Here is a 15,153-nt window from a genome sequence, read left to right as displayed (position 1 = left end):
CACCGGCTCCGCCGAGCGCGAGCGGCCCCGCACAGTGCGGGCAGCGCGCCCGCTCGCGACAGTCCTGACAGGACACCGCGGGCACGTAGCCCCGACGCGGCACCTGGATCAGCACGGGATGCCCGGCCGCCAGCGACTCGCGCGCCGCCTGCCAGGCAAGGCTCGGCAACCGGGCCGACGCCGCAGCCGGATCGCGGGCCAGTTGCTTGTCATCGGCCGGCTGCACGTTGGGCGCGACCCGGCGCAGTGTTTCGCGCGGCGCGACGATCTCCTTGGCCCAGCCGGTCGCGAGCAGTTGCTGCGCCTCGGCCGTCCGCACGAACCCGCCCACCAGTGCGCCCGCGCCGGTCACCTGGGCCCGGGTCAGCAGCACCTGGCGCGCGTGCGGGTATGGCGCACGCGGCTCGGCGTGCAGGTCGTCGCCGTCGTCCCAGATCGCCACCAGCCCGAGCTCGCCCACGGGCGCGAACGCCGCCGCCCGCATGCCGATCACAGCACGCGCCTCGCCCCGGCTGGCGCGCAAAAACCGCCGGTACCGCTCGGCGGGCCCCAGCGCCGCAGCGAGCGCGACGTGCATGTCCTTGCCGATCAGGGCGGTCAGCGCGTCATCGAGCCGACGCAGATCACGCGCGTCGGCGACCACGGCCACGGCCCCACGTCCACTGTGGAGGGTCGAACCGATCGCCTCCGCGAGCCGGGCCGGCCAGTCCTCACCGGGCATCGCCGACCACACCGCGCGCGGCCCCCGGCCCTGCTCCAGCCCGGCCAGGAACGCCTCACCCGCCGGATAGCGTCCCCACCCCGCGCGCGCCGGGCGCTCCACAGTCGACGGTGGCGGCGGCACGAGGCGCAGCTGCTTTTCGACCGTCGCCTGCCTGGGTGGAACGGCAAGGCGCAGCACGTCGGCCAACCCGCCCGCGTAACGATCGGCGATCTGGCGCGCCAGCGCGGCGATCTCGGGACGCAGCACCGGCTCCGGCGACACCACCTTTTCCAGCCAGGCGAGCCTGCCGCCGTGCGCCGACTCCGCCACCCGCTCGATCAGCCAGCCGTCGACCAGCTGACCCGCGAACCGCACCCGCACCCGAGTGCCGGCCTGCGCGTCGGTGTCGAACTCAACCGGTACCAAATAATCAAAAAGCCGGTCCAGATGCGGCAGCGGCACGTCGACGCAAACACGCGCGACCGGCAGCCCCTCCGCCGGCTCCCGTTCGCGTCGCGCCTTCTTGGTCACCGCCGCATTCTCGCAGCATGGTCCGACATCCACTTATCCGCGCGACGCCGGCGCCACAAATGCCACTGCCGCGCGTGGCAACCACGCGCGGCAGGGAAGTGGCAAAGATTCCGCGAGGGCCATTTGTTCTCTGGCAAGGCGCACGCCGGGGCCGTGTGCGGGGTTGGCACACAACCCGGCGAGCAACGCAGCCAAAGGGCGAAAAGCGTCCGCGGGATTCCGCGAGGGCCATTTGTTCTCTGGCAAGGCGCACGCCGGGGCCGTGTGCGGGGTTGGCACACAACCCGGCGAGCAACGCAGTCAGAGGGCAAATGGGTCCGCGGAATCAGCTCGCGGCGGCCTTCAGGTCGGCCACCCGGTCCGTCCGCTCCCAGGTCAGGTCGGGCAGCTCGCGGCCGAAGTGGCCGTAGGCGGCGGTCTGCTGGTAGATCGGGCGCAGCAGGTCAAGGTCGCGGATGATGGCGGCCGGGCGCAGGTCGAAGACCTCGTGGATGGCCTTTTCGATCCGCTCGACCGGCACGGCCTCGGTGCCGAACGTCTCCACGTAGAGGCTCACCGGGTGGGCCTTGCCGATGGCGTAAGCCACCTGGGCCTCGCAGCGCTCGGCAAGGCCGGCGGCCACGACGTTTTTGGCGACCCAGCGCATCGCGTAGGCGGCCGAACGGTCCACCTTGGACGGGTCTTTGCCGGAGAAGGCGCCGCCGCCGTGGCGGGCGTAGCCACCGTAGGTGTCCACGATGATTTTGCGGCCGGTGAGGCCGGCGTCGCCCATGGGGCCGCCGATCTCGAAGCGGCCGGTCGGGTTGACCAGCAGCCGATAACCCTCGGTGTCCAGGCCGAGACCCTCGATCTCGGGCGCGATGACGTGCTCGCGGATGTCGGGGGTGAGCAGCGACTCAAGCGAGATGTCGGGCGCGTGCTGCGACGAGACGACGACGGTGTGCAGGCGCACCGGGCGCAGCCCGTCGTATTCGATGGTGACCTGGGTCTTGCCGTCGGGCCGCAGGTAGGGGATCACGCCGTCCTTGCGGGCGGCGGTCAGGCGCCGGGCCAGCCGGTGGGCCAGCGCGATCGGCAGCGGCATCAGCTCGGGCGTCTCGGAGCAGGCGAAGCCGAACATCATGCCCTGGTCGCCGGCGCCCTGCGTGTCGAGCGAGTCGCCGGCCTCGCCGGAGCGCTGCTCGATGGCGGAGTCGACGCCCTGCGCGATGTCGGGCGACTGCGAACCGATGGAGACGCTCACGCCGCAGGAGGCTCCGTCGAAGCCCTTCCGCGACGAGTCGTAGCCGATGCCCAGGATCGTCTCGCGGACAATCGACGGGATGTCGGCGTAGGCCTGCGTGGTCACCTCACCGGCGACATGAACCTGACCGGTGGTAATCAAGGTCTCGACCGCCACCCGGCTCTTGGGGTCCTGCGTCAGCAGGGCGTCCAGGATGCCGTCGCTGATCTGGTCGGCAATCTTGTCTGGGTGACCCTCCGTCACCGACTCCGAGGTGAACAAACGGTGTGCCACGCGATCTCCTAAGTTGGCCTTTTCAACGCTCAGCGCAGTTTAGTCGTACGTCTTCGAGCAGCCGTGGAAGCACCCCCCGTGTGCCACAGAGCGGGACCGAGGTCACATCAAAGACGTGCGACAACCCTATCCCAGACGGCATGTGCCAGGGCGTCCTTCGATTGGCGCGGAAGTTCCCGCATGGTGCCGTCGGCGTCGATGATTGTCGCTTCGTTGCCGTCCGATCCGAAGACCCGGCCCGTCCCGACGTCGTTGACGACGATCAGATCGGCCCGCTTGCGCGCCAGCTTCTCCCGCGCGTGCGCCAGCGCGTCGTGCGTCTCGGCGGCGAAGGCGACCAGCACCTGCCCCGCCTGCTTCGAGGCACCCAGCTCGGCCGCGATGTCGGGGTTGACGGTCAGCTCGATGGTGGGAGCCGTGCCGTCCGCCCGCTTCTTGATCTTCTGCTCGGCCACGGACGCGGGCCGGAAGTCGGCCGGTGCGGCGGCCATGATCACCACTTCTGCGCCCTTGAACGCCTCGATCGTGGCGTCGCGCAGCTCGGCCGTGGTCTCGACGCGGATCAGCTCGACCCCGGCGGGCACCGGCAGGTCGACGTTGGCCGCGATCAGCACGACCTGCGCGCCCCGCGCCACGGCCGTGCGGGCGAACGCGTAGCCCTGCTTGCCCGACGAGCGGTTGCCCAGGAAGCGCACGGGATCGAGCGGCTCACGCGTGCCTCCCGCGGTCACGACCACCCGCCGGCCGGCCATGTCCTGCTTCACCCCGGCGAGCACGTGTTGGGCGATCTCGAACAGCGACTCGGGCGAGGGCAGGCGGCCCTTGCCCGTGTCGGCCCCGGTGAGCCGGCCCACATCGGGCTCGATCACCAGGCTGCCCCGGCGCCGCAGGGTCGCGACGTTTTCGGCCGTCGCCGGGTGCTCCCACATCTCCGTGTGCATCGCCGGGGCGTACACGATGGGGCAACGGGCGGTCAGCAGCGTGCTCGTCAGCAGGTCATCGGCCTGCCCATGCGCGGCACGGGCGAGTAGATCGGCCGTCGCGGGCACCACCATCACCAGGTCGGCCGACTGTCCGATCCGGACGTGGGCGACCTCATGCACGTCGGAGAACACCGACGTGGCAACGGGTTGGTGGGACAGCGCCTCCCAGGTGGGAGCGCCGACGAACCGCAACGCGGCCTCGGTGGGGATGACCCGCACCGAGTGGCCCGACTCGGTCAACAGGCGCAGCAGCTCGCAAGCCTTGTATGCCGCGATCCCCCCGCTGACGCCGAGCACGACGCTGCTCAAACGGGTCAGCCCTCGGTCGGCTCGGAGGTCAGCAGGCCGCCGTTGATCTCGCGCATCGCGATGGACAGCGCCTTCTCCTGCGGCGTGGTCTCGACCAGCGGCCCGACGTATTCGAGCAGGCCCTCACCGAGCTGGCTGTAGTAGGCGTTGACCTGCCGCGCCCGCTTGGCGGCGAAGATCACCAGCGCGTACTTCGACGTGGTCTTTTCGAGCAGCTCGTCGATGGGCGGGTTGGTGATGCCCTCGGGGTTCGCGACTGTTCCAGACACAGGTAAGTCCTCTACAAGTGGTGCCGCGCGGCGGCCAAGACTGGTGAACCGAGCAATCCTACCAACTCGTCAGCAGCGCGTTCGAGGTAGTCGTTGACGACTGTCACGTCGAACTCCTTCTCGGCCGCGAGCTCCTCGTCGGCGTGCGCCAGGCGGCGGCGCAGGGTCTCGGGATCCTCCGTGCCCCGGCCCACGAGCCGCCGGTGCAGCTCCTCCCGGCTGGGCGGGGCGAGGAACACCAGTTGCGCCTGGGGCATGGCCTCGCGCACCTGACGGGCGCCCTGCAGGTCGATCTTCAGCAGCGTGGGGATGCCGGTGGCGATGCGCGCCTCGACCGGCCCGCGCGGCGTGCCGTAGAGGTTGCCCGCGAACTCGGCCCACTCCAGCAGCGTGCCCTCGTGGACGTAGCGCTCGAACTCTTTGCGGGTGGCGAAGTGGTAGTGCTCGCCTTCGATCTCGTAATCGCGCTTGCGCCGGGTCGTGATGGACACCGAGATCCACACCCAGGGCGCCTGCTTGCGGATCACCTCGATCACCGCGTCCTTGCCGACCCCGGACGGGCCCGAGAGGACGGTCAAACGGGGTCGTGACGCGAGATCCATGTTCAATTTCTACCCGATGAAGAATACGGACATGTAAGGGGCCATGCCTTTCCCAACGGAGAAGGCATGGCCCTAGTCGCGCTTGCCAGTCAGTTGCTGAACTCGGCCAGGAGCGCCTTGCGCTGCTGGTCGCCGAGGCCACGCAGGCGACGGCTGTCAGCGATCTTCAACTTCTCCATGATCTGGGTGGCGCGGATCTTGCCGATGCCCGGGAGGGCCTGCAGCACGGCCGAGACCTTGAGCTTGCCGACGACGTCGTCCGACTCGGCACGATCCAGAACCTTGGCCAGGGTGGTCTTGCCCTGCTTGAGCTGCTCCTTGAGCTCAGCGCGAGCCTTGCGGACCTCCGCGGCCTTCTCGAGCGCAGCTGCGCGCTGCTCAGGGGTCAGTGTCGGGAGCGGCACCAGTTCTCCTCAGTCCTACGGTCTTCACCAGCGTTATCGCTGGCAGACCGGAAACCTAGCGGTCAATGACCGATTCGGCAACGCCGTACGACATCGTTACGAAACATGAGCAAAGTGTCCTAGGTCACTCATGCGGACCAAGCGTTGATCTCAACTCATCGATAAGCCTGAATGTAGCGGTGCGCAACGATTGCAAATTAGGACCGGCGCCGAGTACCTCCCGGGAGTACGACGGAACCAGTGCCGAACGGTCTCCGGGGAAGATCTTTAACAGATCGGACGGACGCCCGCCCTGCGCGCCGAGACCGGGCACCAAGATCGGACCGCCCACTCCGGACAGATCATGACCGGTCTCCCCGATCGTCGCGCCGACCACCAGACCGATCCTCCCAAGGCCCTCGGAACCCGCGTTGAGCTGGGAAATCTCGTCAATGATCGACTGCGCGACGGTCCGCCCATCGGCCAGACGGGCGTGCTGCACCGACGGTCCCTCCTTGTTGGACGTCAGCGTCACGACGAAAACCCCGCCGCCGTACTTATGCGCCAAGTCGAATGCGGGCGCGAGCGAACCTACCCCCAGGTAAGGAGTCGCGGTGATCGCATCGACATAGACGGGACTGGATGGGTTGAGATACGCGTCCGCGTAGCCCGACATCGTCGAACCGATGTCGCCTCGCTTCACGTCAAGCAAAACTATCGATCCGGCCTCCCGCAACTGTCGGATAGTTGACTCAAGAATTTGGGTTCCACGAGACCCGAATCGCTCAAAGAATGCGGACTGCGGCTTGAAGACAGCCACCTGATCGCCGATTGCGTCGACAACGATTTGGCAAAAATCCGCGAGGCCGTCGACCGTGTCCGGCAGGCCCCAGGCGGCCAAAAGCTGTGCGTGCGGATCAATCCCGACGCACAACTGCCCCCGGGATCGCATCGAGTCAAGCAGGCGGTTACCGAACGGCTGCATCACACATCGCCTTACTAATCAAAGAAATTTCGTCGTCTGTACAGATATAAGGTGGCATTGCGTAGATAAGGTCCCGAAATGGGCGGAGCCATACTCCGTTCGCGACGGCCCGCGCAGTGACGTGCGCCATGTCGACCTCCTGTGAGAGCTGTATCACGCCGATCGCGCCCATGACCCGCACATCCTTGACCCCCGGCGCACCGATCGCCGGGGCCAGCCCCGTGGTGAGAAGCGACGCGATGCGCTCCACATTGGACTTCCAGCCCGACGAGAGCAGCAGCTCGGTGGAGGCGCTGGCGACGGCGCACGCCAACGGGTTGCCCATGAACGTGGGGCCGTGCGCGAGTACCGGAACTTCTCCGGTAGATATGCCGCGCGCCACCTCGGCCGTGCACAGTGCGGCGCCCAGCGTCAGGTAACCGCCCGTGAGCGCCTTGCCAACGCACATCACGTCGGGCGTGACGCCCGCGTGGTCGGCCGCGAACAGCTCACCGGTCCGGCCGAACCCGGTCGCGATCTCGTCGAATACGAGCAGGATCCCGTGCCGGTCGCACAGCTCGCGCAGCACCCGCAGATAGCCGGGGTGGTGGAAGCGCATCCCGCCCGCGCCCTGCACCACCGGCTCGACGATCACCGCCGCCAGCTCGGCGGCGTGCGCCTCGAACGCGCGGTCCAGCTCGTCCACATAGGACTGCTCGAACGACGCCGGCGGCATCCCCACGAACAACTGCCGCGGCAACACCTCGCCCCACAGGCTGTGCATGCCGCCCTTGGGATCGCACACGCTCATCGGGTGGAACGTGTCACCGTGGTATCCGCCCCGCCAAGTGGCGAGCCGGCGTTTGGCGGGCTGCCCGATGGACCGCCAGTACTGCAGGCACATCTTGATGGCCACCTCGACGCTGACCGACCCCGAATCGGCGAGGAACACGTGCTCCAGTCCGGCCGGCGTGATGTCGACGAGCGTCTTGGCCAGGCGCACGGCGGGTTCATGCGTAAGCCCACCGAACATGACGTGGCTCATCTTTCCCAGTTGCTCGACGATCGCCGCGTCAATGAAGGGCACGCGATAGCCATGGATCGCCGCCCACCAACTGGACATGCCGTCCACGAGCTCACGCCCGTCATCGAGACGCAGCCGCACACCGCTGGCCGACTCGACCACGAGCGGCGTCATGCGTCCGGGCATCGGGCCGTACGGATGCCAGACGTGACGCCTATCCAGCTCCAGCAAATCCACGAGCGCACCTCCTCACCAGGTCCGGGCCGTGGTACACGAAACCGGTGTACAGCTGGATCAGGCTCGCGCCCGCGTCGAACATGCGCATCGCGTCGTCCGGCGTCATGATCCCGCCTACTCCGATGATCGGCACGTCGGATTCCTTGCGCACGAACGTGACCACCTCCAGGGCCCGCTTGGTGAGCGGTGCCCCGGACAGCCCGCCGGTCGGGCCGTCGTGGGCGATCGTGGTGTTGGTCGCGATGACGCCCGCGACCCCGCGGTCGGCGCATACCGCGAGCACGTCGCCGATCGCGCTGTCGGTCAGATCGGGCGCGATCTTCACGAGGATGGGCTTGCCCTGGCCGGTGAGCGCGGCCAGGATACCGTCCAAAAAGGATTTGTCCTGAAGGGACCGCAAACCGGGCGTGTTCGGCGAGCTCACGTTGACCGCGAAATAGTCACCGTGCTCGCGCAGCACTTCAAACGAGGCGCGGTAGTCCTCGACAGCCCGATCCAAGGGTGTCACCTTCGACTTGCCCAGCGAGATGCCCAGCGGGATCTCGCTTCGAAAGCCCGCAAGCCGTTGCGCCAGCATGGAAGCGCCCTGGTTGTTGAAGCCCATCCGGTTGACGATGGCCTCCCGCTCCGGAAACCGGAACATGCGCGGCCGCTCGTTGCCTGCCTGCGCGTGCCAGGTGACCGTGCCGACCTCCACGAACCCGAAGCCGAGCGCGGGCCACGCGCGCAGCGCGATGCCGTTCTTGTCCATGCCGGCCGCCAGCCCCACCGGATTGGGGAAGTCGATGCCAAACACCCGGACGGGGTTTCTCACCGCATAAAGACGCTTCGGCAGGGGCAGGCGCGACAGCTGCCGCAGTGTCCACTCGTGCGCCTCCTCCGCATCCCGCCGGAACAGCACGGGCCGCACAACCCGCTCAAACACCCTCACCCCATCCGCCCCTTCACGTCGATCATGAACTTACATCCATTCTCGACGGCGTGTCGTGACGCCAACTCCATGATCGCCACCATCGGGTTGATCATGAAGTTTATGCGACGACACGCCGCCGAACATGTGCTCAAGTTCATGATCAAGCGGAAGAGGCCGAAGGCCTGCGGTCAGCGGAAGCGAGCTCAGGGCGGAGGGCGGCGTGTAGGTGCTGCAGTGGGCGGACCGTCATGTCGCCACGGATCAGCGCCTCGATGCCCATCACCGCGGCTGCGGCCCCGGGAACCGTGGTGCAGCAAGGGATGTCGGCCCCGACCGCGGCGCTGCGGATCTCGTACCCGTCCGAGCGCGCCGCCGCGCCCGATCCCTGCGGTGTATTGATGACCATCTGTACCGCACCCGACTTGATCAGCGAGACCGCGTCCCGCCCGTCGGGCCGTTCGTAGTGCTTGCCCACGATCTCGCACGGGATCCCGTGCCGCCGCAGCACCTCACCGGTCCCGGCCGTGGCAACGATCTCGAACCCGAGATCCGCCAGCCGCTTGATCGGGAAGATCATCCCGCGCTTGTCCCGGTTGGCCACCGACACGAAGATCTTGCCGCTCGTGGGCAGCGAACCGTAGGCGGCGCTCTGCGACTTGGCGAACGCGTAGCCGAAGCTCGTGTCGATGCCCATCACCTCGCCGGTGGACTTCATCTCCGGCGACAGCAACGTGTCCACCCCACGGAACCGCTTGAACGGCAACACCGCCTCCTTGACCGCGACCGGCGCGCCCTCGGGCACGGTGCCACCGTCGCCATTGGACAACAGCATTCCCTCCTGGCGGAGTTGGGCGATCGTTGCGCCCAAAGCGATCCGTGCCGCTGCCTTGGCCAGCGGTACGGCCGTGGCCTTGGAGACAAAGGGCACTGTCCGCGACGCCCGTGGATTGGCCTCCAGTACGTACAGCGCGTCGTCCTTCAACGCGTACTGCACGTTGAGCAAGCCCTGCACCCCCACACCCCGGGCGATTGCCTCCGTGTAATCGCGCACCAGTGAAAGGTGGGTGCTGCCAAGGGTTATCGGCGGCAGCGCGCAGGCGGAGTCTCCACTGTGGATGCCCGCCTCCTCGATGTGCTCCATGACGCCGCCCATGTACACCTCGCCGGTCGCGTCGCACAGGGCATCCACGTCGATTTCGATGGCATCGTCCAAGAACTTGTCCACGAGCACCGGATGCGACGGCGAGATTTCCGTGGCCCGGCCGATATACGAGCGCAGGGTGGGGTCGTCGTACACGATCTCCATGCCCCGCCCACCGAGCACATAGGACGGTCGGACCAGCACCGGGTAGCCGACCTCGTCGGCGATCCGCTTGGCCTCCTCGAACGACGTCGCCGTGCCGTGCGCCGGAGCGCGCAGCCCCGCGTCGTGCAGCAGCCTGCCGAAGGCGCCGCGTTCCTCCGCGAGGTGGATCGATTCCGGACTGGTACCGACGATCGGCACACCGGCGTCCTTGAGCCGCTGCGCCAACCCGAGCGGGGTCTGCCCACCCAGCTGCACGATGACGCCCACCACGCCCGGCCCGCCCGCGGCCAGCCCGGATGTGTGCTCGGCGTGGTACACCTCGAAAACGTCTTCAAAGGTGAGCGGCTCGAAGTAGAGCCGGTCCGCGGTGTCGTAGTCGGTCGAGACCGTCTCCGGGTTGCAGTTGACCATCACGGTCTCGTATCCGGCCTCGCGCAGCGCCATGACCGCGTGCACGCAGGAGTAGTCGAACTCGATGCCCTGCCCGATCCGGTTCGGACCCGACCCGAGGATGACCACCTTGGGCGAGGCGGAGGGCACGACCTCGGTCTCCTCGTCGTAACTCGAATAGTGGTAAGGCGTTTGGGCCGAGAACTCGGCCGCGCACGTGTCGACCGTCTTGTAGACCGGGCGCAGGCCCAGCCGGTGCCGCAGCGAGCGCACTCCGTCCTCACCCGCGAACTCCGGCCGCAACGCGGCCAGCTGCCGATCCGACAGGCCCGCGCGCTTGGCCTTGCGCAGCAGGGGAAGGTCCAGCACCGGGGCGTCCACGATTTCCTCACGCAGGTCGACCAGCCCCTGGACCTGATCCACGAACCACGGGTCCATTCCGGACTCCCGCGCCACGTCCGCAACGGATCGTCCACTTCGGAGCGCCGCCTCGACCGTGTAGAGCCGGCCGTCGTGCGGGACGCCCAGCTCGCCGTCCGGATATGGCCCCGTCCAGAAGCCCGCGAGCTTGGTCTCCATCGAGCGCATGGCCTTGTTGAGCGCCTCGGAGAAGTTGCGCCCCAAACTCATCGCCTCGCCGACCGACTTCATCGTCGTCGTCAGCTCCGCATCCGCGCCCGGGAACTTCTCAAAGGCGAACCGCGGAATCTTCACCACGACGTAGTCGAGTGCCGGCTCGAACGCCGCCGGCGTCTTCAGGGTGATGTCATTGGGAATTTCATCGAGGGTGTACCCGATGGCGAGCTTCGCCGCGATCTTCGCGATCGGGAAACCCGTTGCCTTGCTCGCCAACGCCGACGACCGCGACACCCGCGGATTCATCTCGATGACGACCAGCCGCCCGGTGCCCGGATGGATCGCGAACTGGATGTTGCACCCGCCCGTGTCGACGCCGACCTCGCGCAGCACGGCGATGCCGAGGTCGCGCATGGCCTGGTATTCGCGGTCGGTAAGGGTCATCGCGGGCGCGACCGTCACCGAGTCTCCGGTGTGCACACCCATCGGGTCGACGTTTTCGATGGAGCAGATGACCACGACGTTGTCGTGCTTGTCGCGCATCAGCTCCAGCTCGTATTCCTTCCAGCCGAGCACGCTCTCCTCGATGAGCACCTCGTGCACGGGCGATTCGCTCAGCCCTGCCCCGGCGATGATGTCCAATTGCGACGGCGTGTGCGCCATGCCCGACCCGAGCCCGCCCATGGTGAAGCTCGGCCGGATCACCACCGGCAGGCCCAGCTCGGCCACCGCCTCGTGCACCTCGGCCAGCGACTTGCAGACCCGGCTGCGCGGCGTCTCACCCCCGGCCTTCGCGACGATGTCCTTGAACATCTGCCGGTCCTCGCCGCGCCGGATCGCGTCGATGTTGGCGCCGATCAGCTCAACCCCATATTTATCCAGTACGCCGTTCTCCCACAGCGCGACGGCCGTGTTGAGCGCGGTCTGGCCGCCCAGGGTGGGCAGCAGCGCGTCCGGCCGCTCCGCCGCGATCACCTTCTCCACGAACTCGGGCGTGATCGGCTCGACGTAGGTGGAGTTGGCGAACTCCGGGTCGGTCATGATGGTCGCCGGGTTGGAGTTGACCAGCGACACCCGCAGGCCCTCGCTGAGCAGCACGCGGCACGCCTGTGTGCCGGAGTAGTCGAACTCGCATGCCTGCCCGATGACGATCGGCCCCGACCCGATCACCAGCACGTGCTTCAGATCTTCCCGCTTAGGCACGTTCGATCAACTCCGTAAATCTGTCGAACAGGTAGTCGGCGTCGTGCGGCCCCGCTGCCGCCTCCGGGTGGTATTGCACGGTGAACGCGGGCACGTCCAAACACCGCAAGCCTTCGACCACGTTGTCGTTCAGGCACACGTGACTCACTTCAACGCGCCCGAACTCGCCCTCCGACGTCGCGGGCGCGTCCACCGCGAAGCCGTGGTTGTGGGAGGTCACCTCGACCTTGCGGGTGATCTGGTCCATCACGGGCTGGTTGATGCCCCGATGGCCGTAGCCCAGCTTGTAGGTGCCAAATCCCAACGCGCGCCCCAGGATCTGGCTGCCGAAGCAGATGCCGAACAGCGGGATGCGGCGGCGCATGACCTCCTGAGCCAGGTGCATCGGGTGGTCGGCGGTGGCCGGGTCGCCGGGGCCGGGCGAGAAGAACACGGCGTCCGGCTTGACCGCGAGCAGATCGTCCATTGTGGAGTGTGCGGGCATCACGTGCGTCGTGATGCCGCGCTTGGCGAGCCTGCGCGGCACATTGCGCTTGATGCCCAGGTCCAGCGCGGCGACGGTCAGCCTGTGCTCGCCCTGAGCCTGCACCACATACGGCTGGGGCGTGGTCACCTCCGCAGACAGGTCGGCGCCCACCATTTCCGGCTGTTCGCGCACCCGCGCAAGCAACGCGAACGGGTCCGAGTCCACACTGGACACCCCCACCCGCATGGCGCCACGCTCGCGCAGATGGCGGGTCAGCGCGCGGGTGTCCACGCCCGCGATGCCGACGATGCCCTCGCGCTTGAGTCGCAGCTCAAGCGAATCCGTCGCGCGCCAATTGGACGCCATGCGGGCCGGATCGCGTACCACATAACCGGAAACCCAAATCCGGTCGGACTCGTCGTCGTCTTCGTTGACGCCCGTGTTGCCGATGTGCGGCGCGGTCTGCACGACCACCTGGCGGTGGTACGACGGGTCGGTCAGCGTCTCCTGATAGCCCGTCATCGCGGTGGTGAACACGGCCTCGCCGAACGTCTCCCCGATCGCGCCGAACGCCTCGCCGTGGAACGTGCGCCCGTCCTCCAAGACCAGGATTGCCTCGCTCACTTCTGTACCTTCCCGTCGAGCACGGTCGGGACGCCGCGCAGGTAGGTGTGCACCACCCGGCCCGGCAGGGTCATCCCGGCGTACGGCGTGTTGTTGCTGAGACTGGCCAGCTCGCTCGGCGTGACCGACCAGCGGGCGCTCGGGTCGACGAGCGTGAAGCTGGCGGGCTTGCCCACCTCCAGCCCCGCGGTGAGCCCGGCGATGCGGGCGGGCGCGAGCGACATGCGGTCCTTGATGAGCTCCCAGTCCTCACCGAACACGTCGAGCACGATCGACAGCGCGGTCTCCAGGCCCAGCATGCCCGGCCGGGCGTAGGCCCACTCGCACTCCTTGTCCTCCATGGCATGCGGCGCGTGGTCGGTGGCGACGATGTCGATGGTCCCGTCGCGCAGGCCCTCGCGCAGCGCCTCGACATCGCGCGTGGTCCGAAGTGGAGGGTTCACCTTGTACACGGGGTCGTATGAGCCCGCGCGCTCGTGTGTGAGCAGCAGGTGGTGCGGCGTGACCTCGGCCGTCACGCGGATCCCGCGCTGTTTGGCCTGCCGGATGATCTCCACGCTTCCGGCGGTCGACACGTGGCACACGTGCAAACGTGCGCCAACATGAGCCGCGAGCAGCACGTCACGCGCGATGATGGACTCCTCGGCGACCGCCGGCCAGCCGGTGAGGCCCAGCTTTTGTGAGACGTCTCCCTCGTGCATCTGCGCGCCCTCGGTCAGGCGCGGCTCCTCGGCGTGCTGGGCGATCACCCCGTCGAACGCCTTCACATATTCGAGCGCTCGGCGCATCAGGCGCGGGTCGTACACGCAGTGCCCGTCGTCGGAGAAGATGCGCACGCGCGCGGCCGAGTCGGCCATCGCGCCCAGCTCGGCCAGCCGCTCGCCGCGCAGGCCCGCGGTCACGGCACCGATCGGCTGCACGTCCACCAGTCCGGCCTCTTGACCCAGGCGGTACACCTGCTCGACCACACCGGCCGTGTCGGCAACGGGCGACGTGTTGGCCATCGCGCACACCGCCGTGTAGCCCCCGAGCGCCGCGGCCCGCGAACCGGTCAGCACGGTCTCCGCATCCTCGCGTCCGGGCTCGCGCAGATGCGTGTGCAGATCGACCAACCCGGGAAGGGCCACGAGCCCTTCCGTGTCGATCGTTTGCGCCGCGTCTTCCTTGGACACGAGCACGCCGTCCCGGATGTAGATCTTCACGACTTCCCTCCCAGGAGGAGGTAGAGACATGCCATGCGCACGCTCACCCCATTGGTTACCTGCTCAACGATGGTGGAGCGCGGCGAGTCGGCCACCTCCGGTGTGATCTCCATGCCCCGGTTCATCGGGCCCGGGTGCATGACGATGGCGTGGCCGGGCATGCGGCGCAGCCGCGCACCGTCCAGTCCGTAGCGTCGCGAGTATTCGCGCTCGGTGGGGAAATAGGAGTCGTTCATGCGCTCGCGCTGCACGCGCAGCATCATCACGACGTCGGCGTCCTTGAGCACCTCGTCGAAGTCATATGAGACCTCACCCAGCTCGACCGGCACGAGCGTCGGCGGCCCGACAAGGGTCACTTTGGCGCCGAGCGTGCGCAGCAGCAGGCAATTGGAACGCGCGACCCGGCTGTGCAGCACATCGCCCACGATCGCCACGTGCAGCCCATCGATGCGGCCCATCCGCGCACGGATCGTGTATGCGTCCAGCAGCGCCTGGGTCGGGTGCTCGTGCGTGCCGTCGCCCGCATTGAGCACGCTGCCCGCCACCCAGTTGGCGAGGCGATGCGGCGCGCCCGAGGCCGGGTGCCGGATCACCACCGCGTCCGCGCCCATGGCCTGCAGCGTCCAGGCCGTGTCCTTCAGGCTTTCGCCCTTGGCCACACTCGACCCCTTGGCCGAAAAGTTGATCACGTCAGCGGACAACCGCTTTGCCGCGGCCTCGAACGAGATGCGCGTCCGGGTCGAATCCTCATAGAAAAGATTGACCACGGTACGGCCACGCAGCGTCGGCAGTTTCTTGATCTCGCGCCCGGACACGGCCGCCATCTCGGCCGCGATGTCGAGGATTTCGGTGGCGGCGGGCGCATCGAGATCGCCCGCACTCAACAGATGCTTCAATGGCGTCCCTCCGCTTCGCTCCGCGGCGCGTGCCTGTCGATTCCCTCGGGCAAGCC

Annotated in this window: 13 protein-coding genes; all 13 read right to left on the bottom strand. The window is 67.9% G+C overall.

The features are described from left to right. A partial coding sequence (locus tag DM816_RS15490; RefSeq protein ID WP_483964155.1) for a primosomal protein N' family DNA-binding protein occupies positions 1-1,192 on the bottom strand: 1,192 nt, incomplete at its 3' end. A 367-nt stretch (positions 1,193-1,559) separates the two neighbouring features. Continuing rightward, complete coding sequence (gene metK, locus DM816_RS15485; protein WP_117210938.1) at positions 1,560-2,750, bottom strand: methionine adenosyltransferase; 1,191 nt, start codon at positions 2,748-2,750, stop codon at positions 1,560-1,562. 107 nt (positions 2,751-2,857) lie between these two features. After that, positions 2,858-4,042: a bifunctional phosphopantothenoylcysteine decarboxylase/phosphopantothenate--cysteine ligase CoaBC gene (gene coaBC, locus DM816_RS15480; RefSeq protein WP_117210937.1), complete on the bottom strand. Its 1,185-nt coding sequence runs from the start codon at positions 4,040-4,042 to the stop codon at positions 2,858-2,860. A gap of 5 nt (positions 4,043-4,047) precedes the next feature. Next, on the bottom strand, positions 4,048-4,311 hold the full coding sequence (gene rpoZ, locus DM816_RS15475) for a DNA-directed RNA polymerase subunit omega (RefSeq protein ID WP_117210936.1): 264 nt from the start codon (positions 4,309-4,311) through the stop codon (positions 4,048-4,050). Between the two features lie 11 nt (positions 4,312-4,322). Next, on the bottom strand, positions 4,323-4,913 hold the full coding sequence (gene gmk, locus DM816_RS15470; protein WP_117210935.1) for a guanylate kinase: 591 nt from the start codon (positions 4,911-4,913) through the stop codon (positions 4,323-4,325). 89 nt (positions 4,914-5,002) lie between these two features. Beyond that, on the bottom strand, positions 5,003-5,317 hold the full coding sequence (gene mihF / locus DM816_RS15465; protein ID WP_117210934.1) for an integration host factor, actinobacterial type: 315 nt from the start codon (positions 5,315-5,317) through the stop codon (positions 5,003-5,005). A 124-nt stretch (positions 5,318-5,441) separates the two neighbouring features. Next, positions 5,442-6,281: an orotidine-5'-phosphate decarboxylase gene (gene pyrF, locus DM816_RS15460; RefSeq protein ID WP_117210933.1), complete on the bottom strand. Its 840-nt coding sequence runs from the start codon at positions 6,279-6,281 to the stop codon at positions 5,442-5,444. Further along, complete coding sequence (locus DM816_RS15455; RefSeq protein WP_117210932.1) at positions 6,265-7,470, bottom strand: adenosylmethionine--8-amino-7-oxononanoate transaminase; 1,206 nt, start codon at positions 7,468-7,470, stop codon at positions 6,265-6,267. Before DM816_RS15455 ends, pyrF begins: the two co-directional genes overlap by 17 nt. 28 nt (positions 7,471-7,498) lie before the next feature. After that, positions 7,499-8,452 (bottom strand): quinone-dependent dihydroorotate dehydrogenase, encoded by a 954-nt coding sequence (locus DM816_RS15450; protein WP_117210931.1) that lies wholly within the window; start codon positions 8,450-8,452, stop codon positions 7,499-7,501. A 142-nt stretch (positions 8,453-8,594) separates the two neighbouring features. After that, positions 8,595-11,909, bottom strand: a complete 3,315-nt coding sequence (gene carB, locus DM816_RS15445; RefSeq protein ID WP_117210930.1) for a carbamoyl-phosphate synthase large subunit — start codon at positions 11,907-11,909, stop codon at positions 8,595-8,597. Beyond that, positions 11,902-12,999, bottom strand: a complete 1,098-nt coding sequence (carA, locus tag DM816_RS15440) for a glutamine-hydrolyzing carbamoyl-phosphate synthase small subunit (protein ID WP_117210929.1) — start codon at positions 12,997-12,999, stop codon at positions 11,902-11,904. The genes carB and carA overlap by 8 nt, the downstream gene beginning before the upstream one ends. Next, on the bottom strand, positions 12,996-14,231 hold the full coding sequence (locus DM816_RS15435; RefSeq protein ID WP_117210928.1) for a dihydroorotase: 1,236 nt from the start codon (positions 14,229-14,231) through the stop codon (positions 12,996-12,998). Before DM816_RS15435 ends, carA begins: the two co-directional genes overlap by 4 nt. Next, positions 14,198-15,097, bottom strand: coding sequence for an aspartate carbamoyltransferase catalytic subunit (locus DM816_RS15430; protein WP_117210927.1), 900 nt, complete (start codon positions 15,095-15,097; stop codon positions 14,198-14,200). Before DM816_RS15430 ends, DM816_RS15435 begins: the two co-directional genes overlap by 34 nt. Between the last annotated feature and the right edge of the window lie 56 nt (positions 15,098-15,153).

Origin of the sequence: Allorhizocola rhizosphaerae, assembly GCF_003426775.1 — a bacterium.
Taxonomy (GTDB): domain Bacteria; phylum Actinomycetota; class Actinomycetes; order Mycobacteriales; family Micromonosporaceae; genus Allorhizocola; species Allorhizocola rhizosphaerae.
Note: the sequence above shows the minus strand (reverse complement) of the source record. Positions and strands in the feature narration are given on the sequence as shown.